General features: G+C 67.1%; 22 protein-coding genes. 11 read left to right on the top strand and 11 right to left on the bottom strand.

Annotated elements, in window-relative coordinates:
- Position 1: 1 nt before the first annotated feature.
- From gap to V6K52_RS09835, 6 genes are all read right to left on the bottom strand, one after another.
- Positions 2-1,006 (bottom strand): type I glyceraldehyde-3-phosphate dehydrogenase, encoded by a 1,005-nt coding sequence (gene gap, locus V6K52_RS09860; RefSeq protein ID WP_353953682.1) that lies wholly within the window; start codon positions 1,004-1,006, stop codon positions 2-4.
- Between the two features lie 158 nt (positions 1,007-1,164).
- Complete coding sequence (whiA, locus tag V6K52_RS09855; RefSeq protein WP_353953681.1) at positions 1,165-2,145, bottom strand: DNA-binding protein WhiA; 981 nt, start codon at positions 2,143-2,145, stop codon at positions 1,165-1,167.
- Positions 2,146-2,168: 23 nt separating this feature from the next.
- Complete coding sequence (gene yvcK, locus V6K52_RS09850; RefSeq protein ID WP_353953680.1) at positions 2,169-3,122, bottom strand: uridine diphosphate-N-acetylglucosamine-binding protein YvcK; 954 nt, start codon at positions 3,120-3,122, stop codon at positions 2,169-2,171.
- Positions 3,119-4,030, bottom strand: a complete 912-nt coding sequence (gene rapZ / locus V6K52_RS09845) for an RNase adapter RapZ (protein WP_353953679.1) — start codon at positions 4,028-4,030, stop codon at positions 3,119-3,121. The genes yvcK and rapZ overlap by 4 nt, the downstream gene beginning before the upstream one ends.
- Positions 4,023-5,978, bottom strand: a complete 1,956-nt coding sequence (gene uvrC / locus V6K52_RS09840) for an excinuclease ABC subunit UvrC (protein WP_353953678.1) — start codon at positions 5,976-5,978, stop codon at positions 4,023-4,025. Before uvrC ends, rapZ begins: the two co-directional genes overlap by 8 nt.
- Before the next feature lie 87 nt (positions 5,979-6,065).
- A complete protein-coding gene (locus V6K52_RS09835) occupies positions 6,066-6,569 on the bottom strand; it encodes a Rieske (2Fe-2S) protein (protein WP_353953677.1) in 504 nt (167 codons plus the stop codon).
- A 262-nt stretch (positions 6,570-6,831) separates the two neighbouring features.
- Between V6K52_RS09835 and V6K52_RS09830 the strand changes: the two genes are divergently transcribed.
- The 5 genes from V6K52_RS09830 (at position 6,832) to V6K52_RS09810 (ending at position 12,400) form a co-directional block, all read left to right on the top strand.
- Positions 6,832-8,028 (top strand): branched-chain amino acid ABC transporter substrate-binding protein, encoded by a 1,197-nt coding sequence (locus V6K52_RS09830; protein WP_353953676.1) that lies wholly within the window; start codon positions 6,832-6,834, stop codon positions 8,026-8,028.
- A gap of 112 nt (positions 8,029-8,140) precedes the next feature.
- Positions 8,141-9,064 (top strand): branched-chain amino acid ABC transporter permease, encoded by a 924-nt coding sequence (locus tag V6K52_RS09825; protein WP_353953675.1) that lies wholly within the window; start codon positions 8,141-8,143, stop codon positions 9,062-9,064.
- On the top strand, positions 9,061-10,806 hold the full coding sequence (locus V6K52_RS09820) for a branched-chain amino acid ABC transporter permease (RefSeq protein ID WP_353953674.1): 1,746 nt from the start codon (positions 9,061-9,063) through the stop codon (positions 10,804-10,806). The genes V6K52_RS09825 and V6K52_RS09820 overlap by 4 nt, the downstream gene beginning before the upstream one ends.
- Positions 10,803-11,690 carry an ABC transporter ATP-binding protein gene (locus tag V6K52_RS09815; RefSeq protein ID WP_353953673.1) on the top strand — a complete coding sequence of 296 codons (888 nt, stop codon included), beginning with the start codon at positions 10,803-10,805 and terminating at the stop codon, positions 11,688-11,690. Before V6K52_RS09820 ends, V6K52_RS09815 begins: the two co-directional genes overlap by 4 nt.
- Entirely contained in the window at positions 11,687-12,400 is a 714-nt protein-coding gene (locus V6K52_RS09810; protein ID WP_353953672.1) for an ABC transporter ATP-binding protein, read from the top strand. The genes V6K52_RS09815 and V6K52_RS09810 overlap by 4 nt, the downstream gene beginning before the upstream one ends.
- A 93-nt stretch (positions 12,401-12,493) precedes the next feature.
- On the opposite strand, the gene uvrA is transcribed toward V6K52_RS09810, so the two are convergent.
- Positions 12,494-15,778: an excinuclease ABC subunit UvrA gene (gene uvrA, locus V6K52_RS09805; protein ID WP_353953671.1), complete on the bottom strand. Its 3,285-nt coding sequence runs from the start codon at positions 15,776-15,778 to the stop codon at positions 12,494-12,496.
- A gap of 60 nt (positions 15,779-15,838) precedes the next feature.
- Here uvrA and V6K52_RS09800 point away from each other — a divergent pair, with 60 nt between their 5' ends.
- From V6K52_RS09800 to V6K52_RS09780, 5 genes are read left to right on the top strand one after another with little or no spacing between them, the layout of a single operon-like run.
- Positions 15,839-16,984 carry a hypothetical protein gene (locus tag V6K52_RS09800; RefSeq protein WP_353953670.1) on the top strand — a complete coding sequence of 382 codons (1,146 nt, stop codon included), beginning with the start codon at positions 15,839-15,841 and terminating at the stop codon, positions 16,982-16,984.
- 4 nt (positions 16,985-16,988) lie between these two features.
- The gene (locus tag V6K52_RS09795; RefSeq protein WP_353953669.1) at positions 16,989-17,672 is read left to right on the top strand and encodes a maleylpyruvate isomerase family mycothiol-dependent enzyme; all 684 of its coding nucleotides are present in this window, start codon (positions 16,989-16,991) and stop codon (positions 17,670-17,672) included.
- 2 nt (positions 17,673-17,674) lie between these two features.
- Entirely contained in the window at positions 17,675-18,352 is a 678-nt protein-coding gene (locus V6K52_RS09790) for an MBL fold metallo-hydrolase (protein WP_353953668.1), read from the top strand.
- A 48-nt stretch (positions 18,353-18,400) separates the two neighbouring features.
- Positions 18,401-18,814, top strand: coding sequence for an HNH endonuclease (locus V6K52_RS09785; protein ID WP_353953667.1), 414 nt, complete (start codon positions 18,401-18,403; stop codon positions 18,812-18,814).
- Positions 18,815-18,818: 4 nt separating this feature from the next.
- Positions 18,819-19,691: an EamA family transporter gene (locus V6K52_RS09780; protein ID WP_353953666.1), complete on the top strand. Its 873-nt coding sequence runs from the start codon at positions 18,819-18,821 to the stop codon at positions 19,689-19,691.
- A 34-nt stretch (positions 19,692-19,725) separates the two neighbouring features.
- Here the strand turns inward: V6K52_RS09780 and V6K52_RS09775 are convergent, their stop codons facing one another.
- The gene (locus tag V6K52_RS09775; RefSeq protein WP_353953665.1) at positions 19,726-20,709 is read right to left on the bottom strand and encodes a TerC family protein; all 984 of its coding nucleotides are present in this window, start codon (positions 20,707-20,709) and stop codon (positions 19,726-19,728) included.
- Positions 20,710-21,292: 583 nt separating this feature from the next.
- On the opposite strand from V6K52_RS09775, the gene V6K52_RS09770 reads away from it, so the two are divergent.
- The gene (locus V6K52_RS09770) at positions 21,293-22,123 is read left to right on the top strand and encodes a prolyl oligopeptidase family serine peptidase (RefSeq protein WP_353953664.1); all 831 of its coding nucleotides are present in this window, start codon (positions 21,293-21,295) and stop codon (positions 22,121-22,123) included.
- Here the strand turns inward: V6K52_RS09770 and V6K52_RS09765 are convergent.
- Genes V6K52_RS09765 through V6K52_RS09755 form a run of 3 tightly spaced genes read right to left on the bottom strand, consistent with a single transcriptional unit; the run spans position 22,087 to position 26,303 of the window.
- Complete coding sequence (locus V6K52_RS09765) at positions 22,087-22,248, bottom strand: hypothetical protein (protein ID WP_353953663.1); 162 nt, start codon at positions 22,246-22,248, stop codon at positions 22,087-22,089. The genes V6K52_RS09770 and V6K52_RS09765 overlap by 37 nt on opposite strands.
- A 30-nt stretch (positions 22,249-22,278) precedes the next feature.
- Positions 22,279-24,393 carry an excinuclease ABC subunit UvrB gene (uvrB, locus tag V6K52_RS09760; protein WP_353953662.1) on the bottom strand — a complete coding sequence of 705 codons (2,115 nt, stop codon included), beginning with the start codon at positions 24,391-24,393 and terminating at the stop codon, positions 22,279-22,281.
- Between the two features lie 56 nt (positions 24,394-24,449).
- Entirely contained in the window at positions 24,450-26,303 is a 1,854-nt protein-coding gene (locus tag V6K52_RS09755; RefSeq protein WP_353953661.1) for a sialidase family protein, read from the bottom strand.
- Between the last annotated feature and the right edge of the window lie 109 nt (positions 26,304-26,412).

Raw genomic sequence — 26,412 nt, 5'->3', positions numbered from 1 at the left:
ATCAGAGGGACGTGCCGACGAGCGTGACGAGGTCCGCGAGGCGGTTGGAGTAGCCCCACTCGTTGTCGTACCAGCCAACGACCTTGACCTGGTTGCCGATGACCTTGGTCAGGCCCGAGTCGAAGATGCACGACGCCGGGTCGGTCTCGATGTCCTTGGACACGATCGGGTCCTCGGTGTAGACGAGGATGCCCTTGAGCGGGCCCTCCGCAGCCTTCTTGATTGCGGCGTTGACCTCTTCGACGGTGGTCTCGCGACCGGCCTCGAAGGTGAGGTCCGTGGCCGAGCCGGTCGCAACCGGGACGCGCAGCGCGTAGCCGTCGAGCTTGCCCTTGAGCTCGGGCAGGACCAAGGCGACGGCCTTGGCCGCACCAGTCGTGGTGGGCACGATGTTGAGGGCCGCTGCGCGGGCGCGACGGAGGTCGCTGTGCGGGCCGTCGTGCAGGTTCTGGTCGCCGGTGTAGGCGTGGATCGTCGTCATGAGGCCCTTGACGATGCCGAACTCGTCGTTGAGGACCTTGGCCATCGGCGCGAGGCAGTTCGTCGTGCACGACGCGTTGGAGATGACCGTGTGCGTGGCGGCGTCGTAGTCGCCGTCGTTGACGCCCATGACGATCGTGACGTCCTCGTTCTTGGCGGGCGCCGAGATGATGACCTTCTTGGCACCGTTGGCGACGTGGACCTTGGCCTTCTCGGCGTCGGTGAAGAACCCGGTCGACTCGATGACCACGTCAGCGCCCAGCTCGCCCCACTTGAGGTTGGCGGGGTCGCGCTCGGCGAAGACCTTGAACGTCTTGCCGTTGGCGGTGATGTCGGTGTCGGTGGAGGTGACGTCACCGTCGAACCGACCGAGGATCGAGTCGTACTTCAGCAGGTGGGCCAGCGTGGCGTTGTCGGTGAGATCGTTGACGGCGACGATCTCGATGTCGGCGCCGGACGCGATCACGGCGCGGTAGAAGTTGCGGCCGATGCGGCCAAAGCCATTGATGCCAACGCGCACAGTCACGAGCAGTCTGCCTTCCGAAAGGGAGGGTGCGTGGGGTCGACCACGTCACCGGGGTACGTCGTACAACCTTAGTGCCGCACCCAGCGCGCTCCCCCAGAGGTCCGGCGTACGGTCAAGTAACCGTTCTCGCACCCGGCTCGGGAGCCGACATTGCGCGGTCAGGTGTCGAGCATGTCGGGCGTGAGGTCGGCATCTGTGCCGGGGAGGCCCATGTCCTCGGCCCGTTTGTCGGCCATGGCGAGCAGCCGACGGATGCGCCCAGCGACAGCGTCCTTGGTCATGGCCGGCTGCGCGAGCTGCCCGAGCTCCTCGAGGGAGGCCTGCTTGTGCTGCAGCCGCAGCTGCCCGGCTTCGCGCAGGTGGTCGGGAATCTCGTCACCGAGGATCTCGAGCGCGCGGCCGACCCGTGACCCCGCCGCGACCGCAGCGCGCGCGGACCGGCGCAGGTTGGCGTCGTCGAAGTTGGCGAGACGGTTGGCGGTCGCACGCACCTCGCGGCGCATCCGTCGCTCCTCCCAGGCGAGCACCGCGTCGTGGGCTCCCAGCCGGGTGAGCATCGCGCCGATGGCGTCGCCGTCACGGATGACAACCCGGTCGATGCCGCGGACCTCGCGGGCCTTGGCCTGGATGCCGAGCCGTCGGGCGGCACCCACGAGCGCCAGCGCGGCCTCCGGGCCGGGACAAGTCAGCTCGAGCGCCGAGGATCGGCCGGGCTCGGTCAGCGAGCCGTGCGCAATGAACGCACCCCGCCAGGCAGCCTCGGCGTCACACACCGACCCGGACACGACCTTGGGCGGCAGCCCACGGACCGGCCGGCCCCGACCGTCGATGAGACCGGTCTGTCGAGCCAGTGCCTCGCCGTCCTGCACCACGCGCACGACATAGCGGCTCCCCTTGCGCAGTCCCCCTGCCGCGAGCACCAGAACCTCGGGCGTCTGTCCATAGAGCTCGTGGATCTCGCGACGCAGCCGCCGGGCAGCGTTTGCCGTGTCGAGCTCAGCCTCCACCACGATGCGTCCCCCGATGATGTGCAACCCGCCCGCGAACCGGAGCGTGGAAGCCACCTCAGACTTGCGGCAACAGGGCTTGGTCACCTCGTGGCGGCTGAGTTCGTCCTTCACCTTCGCCGTCATTGCCATGCCGGTCATCCTGCCACGCGACATCAGGGGCGGCGTCCTGAGCCGAGAACGTCCTGCAGTGCGGCCGCCAGTCGCAGCCGGTCGTGCTGTGTCGGAGACGTCGAGACGGCCACCCGGTGAATGTGCAGTTCCGCGCCCAGGGCTCGACACGCCGCTGCCAACTCCTCCTCGTCGTCGACGATCGACGGGTCGGCAAGGACGGCATCGAGGACAATGCCCGGCGCGTGGGCCGCGAAGGACTCGAGGTGGTGGGTGGCGCTGAATCCTGCGGTCTCGTTGGTCACCATCTCAAGGTTGAGGACCAGCAGACGTCGAGCACGGGTGACGGCCAGGGCTTCGGCGAGTTCGGGCACGAGGAGGTGCGGCATCACCGACGTGAACCACGAGCCCGGGCCGAGAACCACCCAGTCGGCGGCCCGGATGGCCGCGATGGACTCAGGGTATGCCGGCGGGCTGGCCGGGACGAGCCGCAGGTCGCGCACCCTGCCACGGGTCGTGGCGACCTGGGCCTGACCGCGCACGAGGGTCACCTCTTCAGGCTCAGTCGGGTCCGCACCGATCACGTCGGCCTCGATGTCGAGCGGCACCGATGCCATGGGCAGCACGCGGCCGCGGGCGTTGAGGAGCCGCCCGACGAGCTCAAGCCCGGCTACGGGGTCCTCGTGCAACTCCCAGAGTGCGACGATCAGCAGGTTGCCGAGGGCATGCCCACCGAGTGGACCGGTGCCCTCGAACCGGTGCTGCAGGACGTCGCGCCAGGTGTGTCCCCACTCGGTCTCTTCACAGAGCGCGGCCAACGCCATGCGCAGGTCGCCCGGGGGCAGGACGCCAAACTCACCCCGCAGCCGCCCGGACGATCCACCGTTGTCGGCGACAGTGACGATCGCCGTGATCTCGTCGGTGACGAAGCGCAACGCGGCCAGGGATGCCGCGAGGCCGTGCCCGCCACCGAGGGCGGCCACGACAGGGCCACTCACTCGCGCCCCAGGTCTCGGTGGACGAGGAAGGTCTCGATGCGGTCCGAGCTCAGCCGCTGCGCCAGAGCCTCGGCCATCGCCACCGAGCGGTGCTTGCCGCCCGTGCACCCAATCGCGAGCGTGACGTAGCGCCGGCCCTCGGAGTGATAGCCACGGGTCACCGGCTCCATCAGCGCGACAACCCGGTCGAGGAACTCCTGCGCTCCGGCCTGCCCGAGGACATGCGCTGACACCTCGGGGTCCCGACCATCGAGCTGCCGCAGCTCGGGCACCCAGAACGGGTTGGGCAGGAAGCGCATGTCGAAGACGAAATCGGCATCCAGGGGCACTCCGTACTTGAAGCCGAATGACAGCAGGGCGAGGCGCAGTGACGGTCCGTCGCCGGTGCCGAAGAGCGGTGCGACCTTGCGGGCGAGCTGGTGGACGTTGAGGCCGGAGGTGTCGACCACGATGTGGGCTCGCGACCGCAGGTCGCGCAGGATCTCGCGCTCGTGCTGGATGCCGTCGAGCAACCGACCATCGCCCTGGAGCGGGTGCGGTCGCCGCACCGACTCGAACCGGCGAACCAGTGCCTCATCGGTGGCGTCGAGGAAGAGCAGCTGTGGCGTCCAACCGGTGGACTTCAGGTGCTGGACCGCGTCGTTGAACTCGGTGAAGAAGTGCTGGCTCCGGACGTCGACCACGGCAGCGATCTTGATCTCACGGCCCTCGGCGCGCGCCTGGTTGCCGAGCTCAGCCATGGAGACGAGCAGTTGAGGAGGCAGGTTGTCGACGACATACCAGCCCCGGTCCTCCATGACGTTGGCCGTCGTGGAGCGCCCTGCCCCACTCATGCCGGTGACGATGACGAAGTCGGCACCAGATGCCGCTGCGGGCTCCGGGGCCTCGGGGACGGGACCTTCAGGCATTGCTGCCCCTCTCGTCGTCGATGATCTCGCCGGTCATGAGGTTGACCGTGGGTTCTGCGGGCGCGCCAGTCAACTCGCGCTGGATCGTCTCTGCAAGCGTAGGTCCGATTCCCTTGACTTCCCCGAGTTCGTCCAAGGTTGCCGCCCGGATCCGCTTGACCGAACCGAAGTGCCGCAGCAGCGACTTCTGCTTGACGTCACCGAGGCCGGGTATGCCGTCCAGTGCCGAGTTCGTCATGGCCTTGCTCCGCCGTTGGCGATGGAACGTGATGGCGAACCGGTGCGCCTCGTCGCGCAGCCGCTGGAGGAGATAAAGACCTTCGCTCGTTCGAGGCAGGACGATCGGGAAGTCCTGGCCCGGCACCCAGACCTCCTCGAGTCGCTTGGCGAGTCCGACGACAGCGACATCGACGATGCCGAGGTCCTCGATCGCGCGAGCCGCGGCGTTGACCTGCGGCAGGCCACCGTCAACGACAACGAGCTGGGGCGGGTAGGCGAATCGCGTTGGCCTGCCGGTCTCTTCGTCGCGTCCCTGCGGCTCGTCACGGTCCTTGAGGTAGCGGCGGAAGCGACGCGTGAGGACCTCGTGCATCGCAGCCGTGTCATCGCTGGCGCCGGTCTCGTCATCGCCGCGCACGATGAACCGGCGGTACTCCCCCTTGCGGGAGAGCCCGTCCTCGAAGACGACCATGGAGCCGACGATCTGGGTGCCCTGGACGTGACTGATGTCGTAGCACTCGATCCGCAGCGGGGACTCGTCGAGCGCGAGGAACTCCTGGAGCTGCTGCAGGGCCTGCGACCGTGCGGTCAGGTCACCGGCGCGAGCCACCTTGTGCCGGGCCAGGCTCTGGGTCGCGTTGCGACCCACGGTCTCCATGAGGGTCTTCTTGTCACCGCGTTGGGGGACACGCAGATCGACGTTGCTCCCCCGCAGACCGGACAGCCACTCGCCCATCGAGTCGGAGTCGTCGGGCAGCACGGGCACGAGCACCTCACGCGGCACCGACTCACCCTCCTCGCCACCATAGAGCTGCTGCAGGAGGTGACCGACGACCTCGGGAACCGTCTCGAACTCCTTCTCGGCGACCCACCCGCGCTGGCCACGGATCCGGCCGCCGCGGACGTGGAAGACCTGGACGGCCACCTCGAGCTCGTCATCCGCGAGGGCGAACACGTCGGCGTCAGTGCCGTCACCGAACACGACTGCCGACTTCTCGAGCACTCGCTGGAGCGCTCCGATGTCGTCACGCAGCCGCGCTGCCTGCTCGAACTCCAGGGCGTCCGAGGCGTCGCGCATCTGGCGCTCGAGACGCTTCATGAACTTCGTGCTCTCGCCCGCCATGAAGTCGCAGAAGTCCTCCGCGATCTGGCGGTGGCTGTCGGCGTCGACACGCTCTACACAGGGCGCGGAGCACTTGTCGATGTAGCCCAGGAGACAGGGCCGCCCCACCTGGCTCGCGCGCTTGAACACACCCTGCGAACAGGTGCGGATCGGGAAGACGCGCAGCGCCTGGTCGAGGGTCTCGCGGATGGCCCAGGCGTGCGCATAGGGCCCGAAGTACCGAGTCCCCTTGCGCTTGGCACCGCGCAACACCTGGGCCCGCGGAAACTCCTCACCCATCGTCACCGCGAGATAGGGATAGGACTTGTCGTCGCGGTACTTGACGTTGAAGCGCGGGTCGAACTCCTTGATCCACGAATACTCGAGCTGCAGCGCCTCCACCTCGGTCGAGACCGTGGTCCACTCGACGCTCGCGCCGGCCATGACCATCGATGCGGTGCGCGGATGCAGCATCCCGACGTCCTGGAAGTAGGACGACAGCCGGGAGCGCAACGATTTGGCCTTGCCGACATAGATGACACGACCGTCCTTGTCCCGAAACCGGTAGACACCCGGATCGGTCGGGATCTCTCCCGGACGGGGACGGTACGTCGACGGATGAGCCACGCCCCAACCCTAGGACGCGGCACCGTCAGTCTCGAATGGCACCGCCGGGACCACCCGGCATACTCACTGCTTTGGTATGCCGTCCACTCACGTGACGCTGATGCCGTCGGCTCCTACGGTCGCCGACTTCGTGGGCAGGCCGGACGTGGCCGGTCCCTGCTTCACCTCACCGGTGGCGATGTCGAACTTGCTGCCGTGACACGCACAGTTGATGGTGCCGTCCGCGACACCCGACACGGTGCACCCCTGGTGCGTGCACACGGCTGAAAAGGCCTTGTACTCACCCGCGGTCGGCTGGGTGATGACGACCTTGGCGGACTCGATGACCTTGCCGCCCCCCACCGGGATTTCGGCCTTCTTGGCAAGGTCCTTCACCGCGCCCACAGCCCCCGATGCTGCTGACGATGCAGCCGACGAGGCGGCATCGGTGGCGCCTTCAACATCGTCGGCGCTGGTCCCGCACGCCGTCAGGCCCGCGCCCGCGATGGCGACCACGCCCACTGCGCGCAGTGCTTCTCGTCGACCGCAGCAGGAGAGCGGAGCGGGCTCGGCTTCGCTTGCTGCCTGTCGTGTGTCCAGTGCCTCAGTCATCGTCCTCTTGCCTTTCGTCCTGCGCTGGGTTCGTGTTGTCCGAACTCAGTATGCCCATCGTTCCTTTTGCCTACCTGTGGAGAACGCACAAGACATTGTGCATAGCGGCCTTGATAACGACTCTGCACAAGATCTGCGCAACAGCCCCAGAGCGTCCCCGGTCCGTGGCATTGTTCGGGTGCTCGCACACCCGTCGCGAGTTCCTCGGCTGATCGCCGCGGGAGAAGAAGTCTCAGGAGGAAACGTGGCTCAGCGTTCCGTCATGACCATGGGTGCATCGCTGCTGGTGGCCTCGATCGCACTCGCCGGCTGCGGTGACCGCGGCGAAACCGAGGGCGGCACCGGCAACACCGGCGGCACCGCCAAGGTTGCCAAGATCGGCGTCATCGCACCCCTTTCGGGTGACCTGTCCGCTCTCGGCAAGGGCATCCAGCACTCCGTCGAACTGGCCGTCAAGCAGGCCAACGACTCCAAGGCCATCCCCGGCTGGACCCTCGAGGTCGAGGCCGTGGACGACGAGGGCAAGGCCGACGTCGGCAAGAACGGTGCGACCAAACTCGCCGGTGACGACCAGGTCGTCGGCGTCGTCGGCAACCTCAACTCGAGCGTCAGCCAGCAGACCCAGCCGGTCTTCGCTGCCGCCAACATCACCCAGATCTCCCCCGCCAACACCGGCCCCGCGCTGACCCGCGGCGCCGACGGCAACGCGCGTCCCTACAAGACGTTCTTCCGCACCTGCACCACCGACATCGCGCAGGGCGGCTTCGCGGCCAAGTTCCTCATCGACCAGGGCATCAAGACCGTCGCGACGATCCACGACAAGAAGACCTACGGCCAGGGTCTGGTCAAGCACTTCAGCGACGCCTACAAGGCTGCCGGTGGCACCATCGTTGCCGCTGAGACCATCAACCCGGACGAGTCCAACTACTCCCCGGTCGTCTCCAAGGTCGCGCCGTCCAAGCCGGGCGCTGTGTTCTACGGTGGCGAGTACCCCCAGGGTGGACCGCTGTCCAAGCAGATGAAGGCCGGTGGCCTCAACGTTCCCCTCATGGGTGGCGACGGGATCTTCGACCCCCAGTACATCGCGCTGGCCGGTTCCACCTCGGCCAACGACCTCGCCACCTCGGTCGGCGAGCCGACCGACGCCAGCGAGGCCGGCAAGAAGTTCCTCGCTGACTACGAGGCAGCCAGCTACGCCGAGCCGTCTGCTGCCTACGGCGGTTACTCGTACGACGCGGCCAACGCCATCATCAACGCCCTCAAGATCTCCCTCAAGGACGCTGCTGACGCCAAGAGCGCCCGCCAGGCCACGGTCACCGAGGTCGGCAAGGTCTCCTTCGACGGAGTCACCGGCAAGGTCTCGTTCGACGAGTTCGGCGACACGCTCGTCAAGGTCATTACGGGCTACAAGGTCGAAGGTGGCAAGTGGGCCACCGTCAAGTCCGAGAACGTGAGCTGAACCGGACTGAGTCCGACACGCTGACGTAGTTCATCCAAGCAGGGGCGGGCGAGAGCCCGTCCCTGCTTGAATGTGCCAGCCCCCCAATACACAGAGAGGTGCCGGTTCTGCGATGACCGAGTTCCTGCAACAGATCGTGAACGGCTTGACCATCGGGTCGCTGTACGCGCTGATCGCCGTCGGCTACACCGTCGTCTACGGGATCGTCCAGCTCATCAACTTCGCCCACGGCGAGGTCTTCATGATCGGCTCCTTCGGCGCCCTGGCTACTTGGTCGGTCCTCTTCAAGGGACAGACCGGGCTGTGGGTGCTGCCGATCATGGTGTTCGGCGCCGTGGCCGTCTCCGTCCTCACCGCCGTCGTCATGGAGCGTCTCGCCTATCGGCCGCTGCGCAATGCTCCCCGGCTCGCGCCGCTGATCACGGCGATCGGCATCTCGGTCTTCCTGCAGGAAGCCGTCCGCCTCTTCTATCCGGGCGCCAAGAGCAAGTTGACCTTCCCCGAGATCGACGTCGTCACCGGCTCCGCCCTCGCCATCGGCGGCCTCAACATCCAACGCGCCGCGATCTTCACCGTCGGCGCGTTGGTCGTCTCCGCGATCGTGCTCTGGTTCTTCGTCAACCGGACACGGCTCGGCCAGGGCATGCAGGCCGTCTCGCAGGACCCTGACACGGCTCAGCTCATGGGCATCAATGTCAACCGCATCATCGTCATCGCCTTCGCGGTCGGCGCCGCCCTTGCGGCCGTCGCTGGTGTCGCGCAAGGCCTGCTCAACTCCAACATCGACTTCCGCATGGGATTCCTCGCAGGACTCAAGGCCTTCACGGCCGCGGTCCTCGGCGGTATCGGCAACATCCAGGGAGCCGTCGTCGGCGGCCTCACCCTGGGAATCGCCGAGTCGATGGCCACCCAGTTCATTCCCGGCCAGTTCGGCGGGTCGGCATGGAAGGACGTGTGGGCGTTCGTGCTCCTCATTCTCGTGCTCGTCTTCAGGCCCCAGGGCCTCCTCGGCGCCCGGGTGGTGGACCGCGCATGAGCACCTCGACGGCTGACCTCACTCACGAGCACGACGACGACGGCGCCAAGACGCCCCTGCTCGAGCGCATCCCCGGGCGGGGCAGCGCCGCTGCTTGGCCAATGGGTCTTGCCGGTGCCGGCCTGCTCATCGTCGGCTCGCTTCTCTCGTGGAGCCATGACGGGAGCGTTCTCGGCGATCTCTCGGTCGACCTGTATCCCAATGGCCTGCAGATCACGGCCATCGCACTTGGTCTGGTGGCGCTGCTCTTCCTCCTCGCTCACAAGGGTCCCCTGCGGGGCCTCGGCGAGTGGCTCGACACAGCCAGTGCCGTGCGCCTTCTCGGCATGGGGGCCGTCGCCTACATGGTGGTGACCATTGCCGCCATTGCCTGGCAGACGGGGGCGATCCTCAATGTCAACCCCGGCGGGTGGATTTCCTTCATCGGATCCCTCCTGCTCCTGGCTTCGGGCCTCATGCTCGTCTCTCGCCGGCACCGTGATCCGCTCTTTGCGAAGACATCGTCGTGGCTCGAGATCTGCACGATCATCGTGATGATGGCCCTGATCCTCTTCGGAGCTGCCTACGCCCTCGGTGTCGGCGACCCGATCAGCTTCGCCCTCTTCCTCCTCTTCGCCGGCACCCTTGCGTTCGCACTTGCCAAGGCGGGCGTCTTCACCTGGGTCGGACTCATCGCCCAGAAGAACCGTCCGGTGCTCATGCTCGGTGCGTTCGCCGTCGCGTTCCTCTTCCCGTTCACCCAGGGCGGGTCCGACGAGAACATGTCGATCGCCACTCAGGTGCTGATCTTTGCGGCGACCGCGCTGGGCCTCAACATCGTCGTTGGCCTCGCGGGCCTCCTCGACCTCGGCTACATCGCCTTCCTCGGCGCCGGAGCCTACGTCGGTGCGGTGCTCTCCAACTCGGCCTTCGCGACGATCGGGTGGAAGCCCCCGTTCATCATCGTCGTCCTGGTGGGCGCCAGCTTCTCTGCACTGCTCGGGCTCATCATCGGGTCGCCGACCCTACGAGTATCGGGCGACTACCTGGCCATCGTGACCTTGGCCTTCGGTGAGATCTTCCGATTCACGATGGGCAACCTCGACGGCGAGAACGGACCGGACCTCACCAACGGTCCCAACGGGATCCCCGCGATCCCGGAGCTCAAGTTCGGTTCCTTCGACTTCGGTCAGCCTCACGAGATCCTGGGGATCACCCTGGGGCGGTTCGCGAACTACTATTTCCTCCTCCTCATCATCGCGGCGATCATCATCCTCGTGTTCGTCCGGCTCAACAACAGCCGGATCGGTCGTGGTTGGGTCGCGATCCGCGAGGACGAGAAGGCTGCCGAGGCCATGGGCGTCAACGTCTTCGGACTCAAGCTGTTCGCCTTCGCCGGCGGCGCCTTCCTTGCTGGCATGGCGGGCACGGTCAAGGCGCACCATGACGTCTCGGTGTCGCCCGACCAATACATCTTCCTCGAGTCGGCATTCCTGCTCGCGGCGATCGTCCTGGGTGGCATGGGAACCGTGGCCGGCGTGCTCGTCGGTGCCACGATCCTCAAGCTGCTCCCCGAGAAGTTGCGGGATCTGGCGGACTACCGACTACTCATCTTCGGACTCGTGCTCGTCCTGATGATGCGCTTCCGCCCAGAGGGGCTCATCGCAAGCCAACGGCGCAAGCTTGAGTTCCACGAGGACGACGAAGAGCTCGCGAAACGCATCGAAGAAGTCCATCTCGAGGAAGAGGAGGTCAAGGCATGACCGTCACCGAGACTCCCCCACCGCCTGCGACCGCGACCGTCGGCGCACCGATCCTTGAGGCCCGCGGCGTGACCATGCGCTTCGGTGGCCTCACGGCCGTCAAGGACGTCGACATGACGGTCAACGAGGGCGAGATCGTTGGCCTCATCGGCCCCAACGGCGCCGGCAAGACGACCTTCTTCAACTGCCTCACCGGCCTCTACAAGCCGACCGAGGGCCAGGTGAGGCTGGGCGGTGAGATCCTTCCGCCCAAGCCGCGGGCCGTCGTCATCGCCGGCATGGCTCGCACCTTCCAGAACATCCGGCTCTTCGCCAACATGACGGCGCTCGAGAACGTCATGGTCGGCCGCTACTGCCGCACCAGTTCGATGGCGCTCACCTCGATCCTGCGTGGACCGAAGTTCCGTCGTGAGGAAGAGGCAACCCGGGCCCGCGCCCAGGAGCTCCTGGAGTTCGTGGGTCTCGGCAAGTCAGCCGAGAACCTCGCGCGCAACATGCCCTACGGCGACCAGCGCCGCCTTGAGATTGCTCGCGCCCTTGCGACCGACCCCAAGCTCATCCTCCTCGACGAGCCCACGGCCGGTATGAACCCGCAGGAGACCAAGCAGGCAAGCGACCTCATCTTCCGGATCCGTGACAGCGGCCTCGCAGTCGTCGTCATCGAGCACGACATGAGGTTCATCTTTGGCCTCTGCGACCGCGTGCTCTGTCTCGTGCGCGGAGAGGTCCTCGTCCAGGGCACGCCCGGTGAGGTCCAGTCGGACCCGCGAGTCATCGAGGCCTATATCGGTGGCGGCGACGATGACGATGACGATGACGATGAGGACGTGGTCCCGGCCAAGGCCGCTGACGACGTTCCGGATTCGACGGAGGAGAAGCTGTGAGCCCCATGCTCGAGGTCAAGGACCTCGTCGTCGCCTACGGCAAGATCAAAGCCGTCAAGGGCATCAGCTTCACCGTCGAGGAGGGTGAAGTCGTCACACTCATCGGCACCAATGGTGCCGGCAAGACGACGACCCTGCGAACCATCTCTGGACTCCTTCGGCCGGCGAGCGGCTCGATCCGCTTTCAGGGCAACCGTATTGACGACACCCCTGCGCACGAGATCGTCACGCTGGGACTGGCACACTCGCCGGAGGGACGCCGGATCTTCCCGCGACTCTCGGTCGAGCAGAACCTCCTGCTCGGTGCCTTTGCGCGGCGCGATGGCGATGTCGCGAAGGATCTGAAGGCGGCCTACGAGCTCTTCCCGATCCTCGGTGAGCGCAAGGCCCAGGCGGCCGGCACGTTCTCCGGTGGCGAGCAGCAGATGCTCGCCATGGGTCGGGCGATGATGAGCCGCCCCAAGTTGCTCATGCTCGACGAACCGTCGATGGGTCTGTCGCCGCTGATGATGAAGACGGTCATGTCGACCGTGACGACGCTGCAGGAGCAGGGCACGACGATCCTCCTCGTGGAGCAGAACGCTCAGGCCGCGCTCAAGCGGGCCACCAAGGGCTACGTGCTCGAGGTCGGCAAGATCGTCCTCTCGGGTACCGGCTCCGAGCTGCTCAAGAGCGATGACGTCCGCAAGGCCTACCTCGGGGAAGACTGAGGTAGCCATCACGACGAGGGCCCCGCACCGGATTCGGTGCGGGGCCCTCGTCCTGTGATCGGCAGACAACCCCTCAGGTATGCCGCCCCTCGCTCAGGCGCTCTTGCGCGGCGCCCGCTTCGCAACCTTGGAGCCGGTGACTTTGGCACCGCTGACCTTGTCGCCCGTGACCTTGCCGCCTTTCGCGCGGGTCGTTGTCGCAGACGACGTTGCTGCCGTCGTCTGGGGCCGAGAGGCGGTGTGCGCCGCAGCGGTCTTCTTGGGCGTGGCCGCCTTGGTTCCCACCGCCTGAGTCCGCACCGACGTGGTCACGGCCCCCTTGGTGCTCGACCGCGTGGTGTTCGACCGCGTGGTGGTCGAGGACGCTGCCTTCTTCGCAACCGCCTTCGTGGGCTTCGCGGCCGCCTTCGTCGCCTTGGCAGCAGCGGCGGTGGGGCGGGTCACGGTCCGCGAGGTCTTCGCGAGCACCGGGGCGAGGAAGTGGCCCGTGTAGCTGTCGGGGTGAACGGCCACCTCTTCGGGTGTTCCGGTGGCGACGACGTAGCCGCCCTTGTTGCCACCCTCCGGGCCGAGGTCGACGATGTAGTCGGCGCACTTGATGACGTCGAGGTTGTGCTCGATGACGATGACGGTGTTGCCCTTGTCGACGAGGCCCTGAAGGACACCGAGCAGCTTGCGGATGTCCTCGAAGTGGAGCCCCGTCGTGGGCTCGTCGAGGACATAGATCGTCCGCCCCGTCGACCGCTTCTGCAGCTCGGTGGCGAGCTTGACGCGCTGCGCCTCGCCGCCCGAGAGCGTCGGAGCGGGCTGACCCAACCGGACATAGCCCAGGCCGACCTCGGTCAGTGTGATCATGTGGCGGGCAATGCCGGGGACCGCAGCGAAGAACTCGGCGGCCTCCTCGATCGGCATGTCGAGGACGTCGGCGATGGTCTTGCCCTTGAAGTGGACCTCGAGCGTCTCGCGGTTGTAGCGCGCGCCGTGACAGACCTCGCAGGGGACGTAGACGTCCGGGAGGAAGTTCATCTCGATCTTGATCGTGCCGTCACCGGAGCAGGCGTCGCAGCGCCCACCCTTGACGTTGAACGAGAACCGACCGGGCTGGTAACCGCGGATCTTGGCCTCGGTCGTCGTCGCGAAGAGCTTGCGGATCGCGTCAAAGACACCGGTGTAGGTCGCCGCGTTGGAGCGCGGAGTGCGACCGATCGGGCCCTGGTCGACGTGGACGACCTTGTCGAGATGCTCCAGTCCGGTGACCGTCTTGTGCCGCCCGGGCACGTGCCTCGCGCCGTTGAGCTTGTTGGCGAGCACGTGATAGAGGATGTCGTTGACCAGCGTTGACTTGCCGGACCCCGAGACACCCGTCACGGCGACGAGGTTGCCCAGCGGGAAGCTGGCGGTGACGTCGTGCAGGTTGTGCTCGCGTGCACCGACGACCGTGACCTCTCGGCCCTTCTCCTGCGGACGCCGCACTGGCGGCAGCGGGATCTCGGCGCGACCGGAGAGATATTTGCCGGTGATCGAGGTCGGGTGCGTGAGCAGGTCGGCGACAGTGCCGGAGTGGACGACCTCTCCCCCGTGCTCGCCCGCACCCGGGCCGATGTCGACGACCCAGTCAGCCGTGGCGATGGTGTCTTCGTCGTGCTCGACGACGATGAGCGTGTTGCCGAGGTCGCGCAACCGCGTCAGGGTCTCGATGAGCCGATGGTTGTCGCGCTGGTGCAGGCCGATGCTCGGCTCATCGAGGACATAGAGGACGCCGACCAGGCCGGAACCGATCTGGGTGGCGAGTCGGATGCGCTGCGCCTCACCACCGGACAGGGTGCCGGAGGGCCGGTCGAGGCTGAGGTAGTCGAGTCCCACGTCGAGGAGGAACCCGAGCCGGGCGTTGATCTCCTTGATGACGCGCTCGGCGATCTGCCGTTCGCGCACCGAGAAGTCGACCTGCTCGAGGAACCCCGCCGAATCCGAGATCGGCAGCGCGCAGACGTCCGCGATGCTTTTGCCGCCGATGAGCACAGCGAGGGACTCGGGCTTGAGCCGGCTACCGCGGCAGGCCGGGCACGGCACCTCACGCATGTAGCCCTCGTAGCGCTCACGGCTCCATTCGGAGTCGGTCTCGGCGTGCCGACGCTTGACGAACGGAATCGCGCCCTCGAAGCCGGTCGTGTAGGAACGCTCGCGCCCGAACCGGTTCTTGTACTTGACGTGGACCTTGTGGTTGCGCCCGTGGAGCAGCGACTCCCTGGCCCGCTCCGGCAGCGCACGCCAGGGCACGTCGATGCCGAACTTCAGCTCCTCGGCCAGTGCGCCTAGGACCCTCTGGAAGTACTCAGACGCTCCGCTGCCCGAGGCCCACGGTGCGATCGCACCCTGCGCCAATGAGAGGTCGTCGTTGGGAACGACGAGCTCGGGGTCGACCTCGAGCTCGGTGCCGATGCCGGTGCAGACCGTGCAGGCACCGAACGGGGAGTTGAACGAGAAGGAGCGCGGCTCGACCTCATCCATGCCCAGCGGGTGGTTGTTGGGGCAGGCCATCTTCTCGGAGTAGCGCCGCTCGCGTGGCAGCGCCTCACCGGCTGCTCCCTCGGGCACGTCGACGAACTCGATGAGGACGATGCCGCCAGCCAGGCCCAACGCGGTCTCGACGGAGTCAGTGAGGCGCCGCTTGGACGAGGCGTCGCCGCCCTTGGCGACGAGCCGGTCGACGACGACATCGATGGTGTGCTTGATCTGCTTCTCGAGGGTCGGCGGCTCAGTGAGCGACACGACCTCGCCGTCGACGCGGGCGCGTGCGAACCCCTTGGACTGCAGCTCGGCGAAGAGATCGACGAATTCGCCCTTGCGCGCACGAACCACGGGTGCGAGCACCTGGAAACGGGTGCGCTCGGGCAGCTCGAGCAGCTGGTCGACGATCTGCTGCGGGCTCTGGCGGGTGATCGGCTCGCCACAGGTCGGGCAGTGCGGACGGCCCGCGCGGGCAAACAGCAGGCGAAGGTAGTCGTAGACCTCAGTGATCGTGCCGACGGTCGAACGCGGGTTGCGGTTGGTCGACTTCTGGTCGATCGAGACCGCCGGTGACAACCCCTCGATGAAGTCGACGTCGGGCTTGTCCATCTGCCCGAGGAACTGACGGGCGTAGGCCGACAGTGACTCGACGTAGCGGCGCTGCCCCTCGGCGAAGATCGTGTCGAAGGCCAGTGACGACTTGCCCGACCCCGAGAGCCCGGTGAAGACGACGAGAGAGTCACGCGGCAACTCGACCGAGACGTCCTTGAGGTTGTGCTCACGCGCACCGCGCACGATCAGGTGGTCGTGGGTGGCGCTCCCGGAGCGGCGGGCGGGCGTGTTGGTCACAGCAGAAGTCACGATCACCATGCTAGGTGTCACCACCGACAGCCCCTGACGAAGACCACTCCAGCCCCTACAGTGACAGGCGTGAGCGTGCGTTCGCTCCTCGGAGCCGTCGTGGTGTCTGGTTTGCTCGTCAGCGCGTGCAGCACCGACGTCCCCGAACTGACCCGCACCACGGGTCAGCTGGGCACCTCGTGGCAGCGCGTCCCGCTCACTGGCGGGCTGACCCCCGTCACTCTGGCCGTGGACGGCACCACCGTCCTCATCGGCGGTCACAGCCCCCGGCGACCACACCCCCGCCTCCTCTCGGGCACGGATGCGACGGCACTGCGCGAGGTGCCACTCACCCCACGCTCCCCCTACGCCTTCGAGGGACGCTGGTTCCAGATCATCAGCCGCGACGGTCACGTCGATGCCATCGCCGGCGCCCGCGGCGGCGCCCACGGCAACTACCGCTGGACGACGTGGTCGGGTTCTGCGAAGGGTGTCTCCGAGCAGGAACAGCCCTTCGGAGTTTTCGGCAGCTATGGCGCGGGAGACCTTGCCGGCATGGCGTATGCCGGTGAGTCGCCCGTGATCCTCGGTGCCTGGCAGAGCGATCGCACCGGCCTCGACGTTGCGACGTGGGCGCGCACGGGCGAGCGCTGGGCCCGACAGCCGTCGACAGGCACGCCGTTGGGCAGCACTGCCGACGAGCTGGTCGCCGGCAGGGCGATCACCTCCGGCGGCGCCGGTCTCGTCCTGTCGGGTTCGGTCACCCGTCTCGCGCCCGGCTCGGTTCGCGTCGACCCCGCGGTATGGACCTCGCCTGACGCGGATGGGCCGTGGAAGCGGATCGACCTCCCCCGCGCTCCGGACGCCACCGGACTGACCGAGGCCCACGCAGCGAGCTGCACCCCACACCGCTGTCTCGTCTCGGGAGCCAGCGGGGCAAGACTCACGATCTGGGAAGTGGCAGGCCAGAGCGTGAGGCGACTGACCGGCATACCCGATGTCGTGATGCCTGAGACTGCCGTCGCCCTTGCACCACTGATGATGGGCGACGACGACGTGGTCGTGACGCCGTCCGAGGGTGGAAGCACCGTGTTGCGACGCTCAGGTGAGTCGTGGTCCGTGGGCGAGGGACCGCGCGGCACTCCCGTCTCGGCGATCGTGAATGGCGATGAGTTGTGGCTCGTGACAACCGATGCGCAAGCAACCGGCACGCTCTGGCGCTCGCGCGTACGGTGATCCCGTGACCGATCTCCTCACCGCCATCGATGACCAGACCGCCCTCCTCGTCTCCGACGCCCGCCACTGCCCGGACCTCGCCGCCCCCAGCCTGTGCCAGGGATGGAGCCGTGACCACGTGCTCAACCACATCGCACGCAACGCCGAAGCCCTCATCCGGCTCGTGGGTTCGGCCGTCGACGGGACCGGCGAGACGATGTATGTCTCGCCCGAGGCCAGGGACGCGGAGATCGACGACGGCGTCGGAAGGGCACAGCCCGAACTCGTCGCGGACGTCCAGAACACGGCCGTGCCGCTCGCCGCAGCGCTGCGCCGCCTCACTCCGGATCACGCCGACGTCGTCCTCGAGCGCACCCCCGGTGGGCCAACGTTCAAGGGCGGGATGCTCACCTTCATGCGATTGCGTGAGGTCGTCTACCACCACGTGGATCTCGACCTCGCCTTCGATTTCGAGGACCTCGATGCGGAGCTCCAGGTGCTCTTCATCGAGAACGAAGTGAAGCGTCAGCGGGCCGCGTCCACCGCCCCTTCCCTCACGATCCGCAGCGATGAAGGCGACGACTGGTCCATCGGCGACGGTGACGTCCACGTCAGCGGTTCGCGCGGCGGCATACTCCGCTGGTTGGCCCGCCAGGACGCATCCGGTGTCCGCGGCGACGCCATCCCCGACCTGACGGCCGGGTTGTGATCATGGCCAACCGCCCGGACTACACCGGTGACGTCTCTCCCGGCGGCGCCACCGACGTGCGTGAGCTGGAGCATCTCGTGATCCGCAAGATCGCGGTGTCGGAGATGTCGAACAACACCTATCTCCTCACTTGTCGCGCCACCGGGGAGCAGCTCCTCATCGACGCCGCGGACGACCCTGCGCGCCTCGGCACCCTGATCCGTGAGGGCACGGGCAGCCTCGACCACCTCGTGACGACGCACCAGCACTGGGACCACGTGCGCGCCCTGTCGGAGCTCGTGGCGGCCTTCCACCCGCGCACCCACGCCGGCCGCGACGACGCCGATGCCCTGCCAGTGCGGCCCGACGTCCGGCTGGTTCAGGGCGACCGAGTGACCGTTGGTCAGTGCGATCTGCACGTGATCCACCTGCGCGGGCACACCCCCGGTTCGGTGGCGCTGGCATATGCCGACCCTGCCGGACACACCCACCTCTTCACCGGCGACACCCTCTTCCCCGGCGGGGTGGGCGCGACCACCAGCTACGAGTACCAGAGCTTCGACAGCCTCATCGAGGACGTCACGACCCGACTCTTCGGCGTCTACGACGACAACACCTGGGTCTATCCGGGGCATGGTGGCGACACCACCCTCGGTGTCGAGCGTCCGCATCTCAACGAGTGGCGCGAACGCGGCTGGTGAGCCGCGCGCCTCGAACTGGCACGCCACGCCGAGGCTTACGCTCACCTGATGGCGGTCAACCGGAGTCGCAGGGCCGTGGCTGCACGCCGCCGCAAGCGCCGCATGGGCCAGGTCGAGCACGATCTGAGCGCCGAGCAGTGGTCGGCACTGAAGGAGGCGTGGGGTGGCTGCGCGTACTGTTGCGCGACCGAGCGCGCCCTGCAGAAGGACTGCGTCCTGCCCCTGTCCCGCGGCGGGCGCTACACGCTCGACAACATCGTTCCCGCCTGCGGGCCGTGCAACGCCAGCAAGTGCAACGACGAGGTCACCGGGTGGCTCCGCCGGAAGCGCTATGACGAGCGCGGCTTCATCGAGCGTCACCTGGCCGTGCGGGCCCGCCTCGCTGCCCCTCCGGTGGCCACTGTCGATGGCGTCTCACGGAGTGGCGTGACCGTGGATGGTGACGCGCTCGACCTAGCCTGACCACGTGCGACGTCTCGAAGGTGTGCCCGCCCCGCTCCTCGTCCTCGCCGGCATCGTCTCGGTGCAATTCGGTGGAGCGCTCGCTGCCACGCTCGTCCCCGAGATCGGGGCCGGCGGCTCCGTGGTCATGCGCCTGCTGTTCGCGACGGTCATCCTCGTCGCCGTCGCCCGACCACGGTGGCGTGGACACTCGCGCAAGGCGTGGCTCACCGTCATCGGTTTCGGGATTGCCCTGGGTCTCATGAACTTCACGTTCTACGGATCGCTCGCGCACCTGCCCATCGGCGTCGCCGTCACCATCGAGTTCCTCGGCCCCCTACTGCTCGCCGCAGCCCTGTCGCGGCGGGCGGTTGACCTCATCGCCGTCCTCGCTGCCGCCGGTGGAGTCCTCCTCATCTCGGAGGCGCTCACGGTGCCGTTCGCCGAACTCAACCTGACTGGGCTGGGACTCGCCGCGACCGCAGGAGCCTTCTGGGCGGCATACATCATCTTCAGCGGACGGACCGGAGCCGAGTTCGACAAGCTCGAAGGTCTGGCCCTGGCCATGGTCGTGGCCACCGCCGTCACCCTGCCGTTCGGAATCGCCTCCGTTCCCGACTGGGACGGCGAGCTCATTGCCAAGGGTCTCGGGATCGCCATCCTGTCGTCGGTGCTGCCCTACTCCCTGGAGATGGTGGCGCTGCGCCGCATGACTGCCCAGGTCTTCGGAATCCTGCTCAGCCTGGAGCCAGCCGTCGCTGCTCTCGCCGGGCTGATCATCCTCAGCCAGCGGCTGCACGGCTGGCAGCTGCTCGGCATGGCTCTCGTGGTGCTCGCCTCCGCGATCGTCCTGGGCGTGGGAGCGCGCAAGGACCCCGCCGAATCGACGGGGTCCTAGACGCTTTCGTGCGGCGTATGCCGCCCACTCACCTTCAGGCGTCGATCTCCGCCTTCTCGTCGCGGCGCGTCTTCCAGAGGCTGGCGACGGTCGTGACACCGAGGATGACGACGATCGCGCCGAGCGAGACGGCGATCGGGATGTCCCAGACCTTGAGGTGCTCGCCGCCGTTGATGAACGGCAACTCGTTCTCGTGGAGGGCGTGCAGGATGAGCTTGACGCCGATGAACGCGAGCAGCACCGACAGGCCCAGGCTGAGGTAGACGAGCTTCTGCAGCAGACCACCGAGCAGGAAGTAGAGCTGGCGCAGACCCATCAACGCGAAGAGGTTCGCGGTGAGGACGAGGTAGGGCTCCTGGGTGAGACCGTAGATCGCCGGGATCGAGTCGAGCGCGAACAGCAGGTCGGTCGTGCCCAGCGCCAGGACAACGATGAAGAGTGGCGTGACGACGCGCTTCGCGTTCTCCGTGGTGAGGAGCTTGCTGCTCCACTCCTTGGTCGACGGCAGCGTCTTCTCGACCCACTTCATGAAGCGGTTCTCCTCGTACTCCTCGTCGTCGCTCTCACCCTCGGTCGCGAGCTTGACCGCGGTGTAGATGAGGAACGCGCCGAAGATGTAGAAGACCCAGGAGAAGTTGTTGATCGCCGCGGCGCCGACCCAGATGAAGATGCCGCGCAGCACGATCGCGATGATGATGCCCCACATGAGGGCGGTCTGCTGGTACTTCTCGGGCACGGCGAACTTCGCCATGATCAGGAGGAAGATGAAGAGGTTGTCGACCGACAAGGAGTACTCGGTCAGCCAGCCGGCATAGAACTCACCTGCCAGCTGGCTCCCGTGGCTCACCCACACCCAGACACCGAAGAGGATCGCCGCCCCGACGTAGAAGGAGAGAGCGGTCACCAGCTCTTTCGTCGATGGCCGGTGCGGGTTGCGCGCGATCATGATGACGTCGAAGAGCAGCACCGCTGCGGCGATGCCGATGGTGAGGAACCACTGCCAGGCGGCGACGTTCATCGACGGTGTCGCCGTAGGGAGAGTCAAGAGGGAGTGCAACGCGGGAACCTTCCGGGGTGGGGTCAAGGGCCCGGAGGTCTCTCCCGTCCCATGGACGGACCGGCTCCCCGGGCGATGTGCCGCCGTGATGACGAGGATGCCGCGCTGGGGATACTCCCCTCCGCTGGTCAGGATTCTCTCACGGCTTCGCGCGTGAGATGAATCCTGACCACCGAAGTGGGCCCGCCCTCCGCTCACACGGCCCTCACGGCTTCGCGCGTGAGATGAATCCTGACCACCGAAAATGGGCCCGCCCTCCGCTCAACGGCTTCGCTCGTGAGATGAATCCTGACCACCGAAATGGGCCCGCCCTCCGCTCACACGGCCCTCACGGCTTCGCTCGTGAGATGAATCCTGACCACCGAAGTGGGCCCGCCCTCCGCTGAAACCACCTGCACGAACGAGTTCGAAGCGAGAATCGGCGACGTTTCGGTTGGCGTCGATAACCCATTGGTGTTGGGCTGAGAACCTATGGGTTATCGATGCGGACAACCACATGTAGGCGGAGCACGCCCGGGGCAACGTGGCGGCATACGCTGCGTGAATGCCCAACCGGAGAACAGTGCTCGCCGCAGCCGCTGCACTCCCGCTCGCGGCCTGCAGTGGCCCGGCCGAACCCGACAAGGCTGAGGAAGAGAGTCGACCGATGCGCATCGCCTATGGAGACGACAAGAGCCAGTTCGGCGAGCTGACCCGGCCGGTCGGAGTCAGCAAGGGTGTCGTGGTCGTCATCCACGGCGGCTTCTGGAAGGCGGAGTACGACCTCGAACTGGGCCGCCCGCTCGCCCGCTCACTGGCCGCCAACGGTTGGACGGCCTGGACCATCGAGTACCGCCGCGTCGGCAACGGTGGCGGGACACCCGCGACGTTCGACGATGTCCACGCCGCCATCGAGCAGCTCGCGAAGATCCCGGATCTCGACACGAGCACGACCCTCACGCTCGGCCACTCGGCCGGCGGGCACCTTGCGGTGTGGGCGGCCGGGCGGCAGAGCCAACCGCAGTGGCGGGCCAGCAAGGTCCCGATCACGGGCGCCCTCTCGCAGGCAGGTGTCCTCGACCTCCGATCAGCGCACGACGCCGACCTCGGGGGCGGTGCCGTCGAACAGTTCTTGGGTCATGCGCCCACGGACGCGGACAGGGCCTACGACCCGCAACAGCAGATCCCTCTGGGGGTGCCGGTGCGCTGCATTCACGGCCACGCCGATGAGAACGTGCCGCCGAGTCAGTCCACCGACTACGTCACGGCCGCCCAGGACGCCGGTGCGGACGCATCTCTCGTCGAGGTGGACGGCGACCACTTCGTCGTCATCGACGCTGACTCGACCACCTGGACGCGTCAACTCGAGTTGCTGGACGAGCTCTCCGGTCGCTGACTGCGAGGTAGCTTGGCGACGACGAGCTCGTAGGACGTGTCGATCGCCTCACGCATCGCCTCGTCAGGGATGGCACCGCCGATCGCCAAGGTGTTCCAGCCGTGCCGACCGATGTAGGGCGACACTCGTCGGGCGTCACCTCCAGTACCCGCACGTCACTTGGTGGCCTCGCTCATCTGGCGCAACTCCTTCTTGAGGTCACCGACCTCGTCACGCAGCCGAGCGGCCAGCTCGAAGTGGAGGTCGGCGGCGGCCTTGTGCATCTGCGTCGTGAGCTCCTGGATGAGGTTGGCCAGATCTCCGGCCGCGATGTTCTCGAGCCGCCCTGCACCGACGGTCATCGCATCTGCAGCCAGCGCGCCACGACCACCACGCCCGCCGTCGCTCTTGCCACGCGAGCGGGCACGACCGGACCCGAGCAGCTCTTCGGTGTCGGCGTCCTCGCGCTCGAGCATGTCGGTGATGTCGGCGATCCTCTTGCGAAGCGGTTGGGGGTCGACACCTCGCTCGAGGTTGTAGGCAACCTGCTTCTCGCGTCGTCGGCTTGTCTCGTCGACAGCCTGTTGCATCGAGGGCGTCACCTTGTCGGCATACATGTGGACCTGGCCGGACACATTTCGGGCGGCACGACCGATGGTCTGGATGAGTGAGCGCGCTGACCTGAGGAAGCCCTCCTTGTCGGCGTCCAGGATCGACACGAGCGAGACCTCGGGCAGGTCGAGACCTTCGCGCAACAGGTTGATGCCGACCAGAACGTCGTACTCTCCCAGCCGCAACTCCCGCAGCAGCTCGACGCGGCGCAGGGTGTCGATGTCGGAGTGCAGATAACGCACCCGCACGCCCTTGTCGAGGAGGTAGTCGGTGAGGTCCTCGGCCATCTTCTTGGTCAACGTGGTGACCAGCACTCGCTCGTTCTTGGCGGCTCGCTCGTTGATCTCGTGGAGGAGGTCGTCGATCTGGCCCCTGGTCGGCTTGAGGACGATCTCGGGGTCGATGAGACCCGTCGGCCGGATGATCTGCTCGACGACCCCATCGGCCTGCGCGATCTCGTAGTTGCCCGGCGTCGCCGACAGATAGACGGTCTGACCGATGCGCTCGAGGAACTCCTCCCACTTGAGCGGCCGGTTGTCCATGGCCGACGGCAACCGGAAGCCGTGGTCGACCAAGGTGCGCTTGCGCGATGCGTCGCCTTCGTACATCGCGCCGATCTGCGGCACGGTCACGTGGGACTCGTCCAGGACGAGGAGGAAGTCCTCCGGGAAGTAGTCGAGCAGACAGTTGGGCGCCGTCCCAGCGGTGCGACCGTCGAGGTGCATCGAGTAGTTCTCGATGCCCGAGCACGAACCGACCTGACGCATCATCTCGATGTCATAGGTGGTGCGCATGCGCAGCCGCTGGGCCTCGAGCAGCTTGCCCTGGCTCTCGAAGGTCTTGAGCTGCTCCGCGAGCTCGTGCTCGATCCCCGCGATGGCTCGCTCCATGCGCTCTGGGCCAGCGATGTAGTGCGAGGCCGGGAAGACGTACATCTCCGTCTCGTCGCGCACGATCTCTCCGGTGAGCGGGTGCAAGGTGTAGATCTTGTCGACCTCGTCGCCGAAGAACTCGATGCGCACGGCGAGCTCTTCATACATCGGGATGATCTCGACCGTGTCGCCGCGCACCCGGAACGTCCCGCGGGTGAAGGCCAGGTCGTTGCGCGTGTATTGCATCTGCACGAAGCGGCGCAGCAGGTCGTCACGGTCGAGCTCGTCACCGACCCGCAGCTGCACCATCTTGTCGACGTACTCCTGCGGCGTGCCGAGACCATAGATGCACGACACCGAGGCGACGACGATGACATCGCGCCGAGTCAGCAACGAGTTGGTCGCCGAGTGGCGCAGCCGCTCGACCTCGTCGTTGATGGACGAGTCCTTCTCGATATAGGTGTCGGTCTGCGGGACGTAGGCCTCGGGCTGGAAGTAGTCGTAGTAGCTCACGAAGTACTCGACCGCGTTGTTGGGCAGCAGCTCTCGGAACTCGTTGGCGAGCTGGGCCGCGAGCGTCTTGTTGGGCGCCATGACGAGCGTCGGCCGCTGCACCTGCTCGACGAGCCACGCCGTGGTCGCCGACTTGCCCGTGCCCGTGGCACCGAGGAGGACGACGTTCTGCTGGCCGGCGTTGATCCGCTCGGTGAGGTCCTTGATCGCGGTCGGCTGGTCACCCGCGGGCTCGAAGTCGGAGACGACCTGGAACGGTGCGACGGTGCGCTTCAAGTCAGTGATGGGACGCATACAGCCACGGTATGCCGTGCCACCGACATCGGAGCCGAGTCACCCCGTCTGGGGCCTCACGGCGTGGGGTCGGTGAAGGTACCTCCGTAGATCGAGGAGTTTCCGAACGTGGACGGGCACTGGTTGTTCGGCCCGGGCCGAAGGGCCGTGGAGTGGGCGTTGGGCATCTCCGCCGCCTGGGCCCGGCTGCGTGGACGATCACCGACGATGGGCTCGGCCCCGCCTGCGCTCACGTCATCGACGAAGGCTTGGCGGTAGGCGTTGATGGCCGCGCAAACGGCGCCGTCACGCATGTCCTGCCACACGAACGAGCCGAAGTCCCGGGTCGCCACCGCGTAGTTGTAGTCGCCGAAGAACTCCGAGGTCAGCCCGTTTGCGCTGGAGGCACGGCCGTCGCCGACCGCTCCACGGTGCTCAGTTGTCCACGGACCGATCGCGCCGGTGGTGCTGACGTCGGCGTGCCGAACAACTCCAGCGGTGCGACGCGCCGACGTCGTGTCGTCGCGCCAGGGATCCAGCCAGGCGTTGTAGACCAGCCAGGCGTCGGTGCCGTCGGGCGAGATCGCGATGGCGGGCTGGTTGGCGCGGTCGGCGCCATCGTTGGCGCTCACCGGTGCCGTGTAGGAGTCGCCGCCGTTGGTCGAGGTGATGACGTAGGCCCGCTCCAGGTTCTGACCGGCGCGGTCATCGGACCACGTGATCACCGCCTGGTCGGTTGCGTCGACACCGGACGGCGCCCCGTTGGCGATGTCAAGGCTCGGGAAGGTGTTGGTTCGCGATCCGGCGATCCCGTCGATGGTCAGCCTGCCCTGCGCTGGGTCGAACTGACCGATGCTCGCCACGGTGGCAATCACTCGCGGGCGCTCGAAGCGCGCACCACCGTCCCACGACCGGGCCTGCAGGAACACATCCTGACGGGTCCGGATGTCGGCGCCCTCCCAGACGACGTACACCACGCCGGCGCTGTCCGTGCGGACCGTGCAGCCCTGCCGTCCGCCGGTCTGGCTGTTGTTCGTCGCCGCGCTCAGCTGGCGCACCCGCCACGTGTCTCCACCGTCGGTGGACCGGGAGAACAGCACCGGCTCCGAGCCGGCCGCCCCACGGAAGCCGACGTTGCACACGTAGGCGTTCCCAAAGTGCGGGCTCGACTCGGCGTTGTCCGCCCACAGCTGCTCCTTGTCACTGAACAGCGCGCCGTTCTGCCGGGTCACCACGACCGGCGCCATCCAGGCGTCGTTGTCCCCGGCCAGTGCACCAGCGATGTCGTCGGTGCGGGAGACCGCGATGGCGGCGTCCCCGGAGAACGGGTTCTGACCGGCGACCTTCGTCGCGATGTTGGCGTAGTAGAGCCGCTGCCCGTTGGCCCAGGAGAAGGTGCCGGTCGCATCCGGGACCGGCCCGAACGCGAGCTCGGGGTCACCGTTGGACACCATGCCGCTCTCGAAGTACTTGGGGATCGTGCCGATCGGGCCGTTCGGGTCGGGGACACAACCGGTGTCGCCGGGCGGCGGCTGTCCCACGACAGGGTCCACCGCACCGAGGCAGCTCGGCGTCACCCGGGCCGAGTTGCCGGTGTACGTCGGTTGGGCCCAGGTCCGGCCGGAGTCCATCGAGATCTGCACGCCGGACAGGCCAACGCCGGGGGTGAAGGGGCAGGTGCGGTCGTCGCCCGCGTTGCAGGCCTCCATGTCGATGTTGTCGTTGGCACCCGCGACGAGGATGGCCGGGTTGACCGGGTTGACAGCCAGGCCCGGCTCGTTCTGTTTGTTCTGAGAGAAGAGGTTGTCGTTGCTGCCGACGGTGACCTCCGTCGAGCCGCCAGGCGTGATCGGGGCGCCGTTGGCCGGCCCCGGGACGAGGATGAGGGTGGTAGCCGCGAGGATGGCCGCAGCGGGCAGGTGTATGCGCATGACGCTCCTTGGTATTTCCAGGGCGGACAGTCTGCACGGCGCGCCACGTCGGTCGCTCGGGCCGGGACGAGGTGGTCGCAGGTTCCACCCTCCCAGCAGGCGTTCGGTT

This window comes from Knoellia sp. S7-12 (assembly GCF_040518285.1).
Classification (GTDB): Bacteria; Actinomycetota; Actinomycetes; order Actinomycetales; family Dermatophilaceae; genus Knoellia.
The sequence above is the reverse complement of the archived record's forward strand: the minus strand, read 5'-3'. Positions and strand labels throughout refer to the sequence as shown.

Excerpts from the sequence above, each read along its gene's own strand:
- uvrA (WP_353953671.1), bottom strand. The coding sequence starts at position 15,778 with ATGGTGATCGTGACTTCTGCTGTGACCAACACGCCCGCCCGCCGCTCC.
- V6K52_RS09835 (WP_353953677.1), bottom strand. The coding sequence starts at position 6,569 with ATGACTGAGGCACTGGACACACGACAGGCAGCAAGCGAAGCCGAGCCC.
- V6K52_RS09830 (WP_353953676.1), top strand. The coding sequence starts at position 6,832 with ATGACCATGGGTGCATCGCTGCTGGTGGCCTCGATCGCACTCGCCGGC.
- V6K52_RS09790 (WP_353953668.1), top strand. The coding sequence starts at position 17,675 with ATGGCCAACCGCCCGGACTACACCGGTGACGTCTCTCCCGGCGGCGCC.
- V6K52_RS09775 (WP_353953665.1), bottom strand. The coding sequence starts at position 20,709 with ATGAACGTCGCCGCCTGGCAGTGGTTCCTCACCATCGGCATCGCCGCA.
- rapZ (WP_353953679.1), bottom strand. The coding sequence starts at position 4,030 with ATGCCTGAAGGTCCCGTCCCCGAGGCCCCGGAGCCCGCAGCGGCATCT.
- V6K52_RS09825 (WP_353953675.1), top strand. The coding sequence starts at position 8,141 with ATGACCGAGTTCCTGCAACAGATCGTGAACGGCTTGACCATCGGGTCG.
- V6K52_RS09815 (WP_353953673.1), top strand. The coding sequence starts at position 10,803 with ATGACCGTCACCGAGACTCCCCCACCGCCTGCGACCGCGACCGTCGGC.
- whiA (WP_353953681.1), bottom strand. The coding sequence starts at position 2,145 with ATGGCAATGACGGCGAAGGTGAAGGACGAACTCAGCCGCCACGAGGTG.
- V6K52_RS09785 (WP_353953667.1), top strand. The coding sequence starts at position 18,401 with ATGGCGGTCAACCGGAGTCGCAGGGCCGTGGCTGCACGCCGCCGCAAG.
- V6K52_RS09770 (WP_353953664.1), top strand. The coding sequence starts at position 21,293 with ATGCCCAACCGGAGAACAGTGCTCGCCGCAGCCGCTGCACTCCCGCTC.
- V6K52_RS09820 (WP_353953674.1), top strand. The coding sequence starts at position 9,061 with ATGAGCACCTCGACGGCTGACCTCACTCACGAGCACGACGACGACGGC.
- V6K52_RS09755 (WP_353953661.1), bottom strand. The coding sequence starts at position 26,303 with ATGCGCATACACCTGCCCGCTGCGGCCATCCTCGCGGCTACCACCCTC.
- uvrB (WP_353953662.1), bottom strand. The coding sequence starts at position 24,393 with ATGCGTCCCATCACTGACTTGAAGCGCACCGTCGCACCGTTCCAGGTC.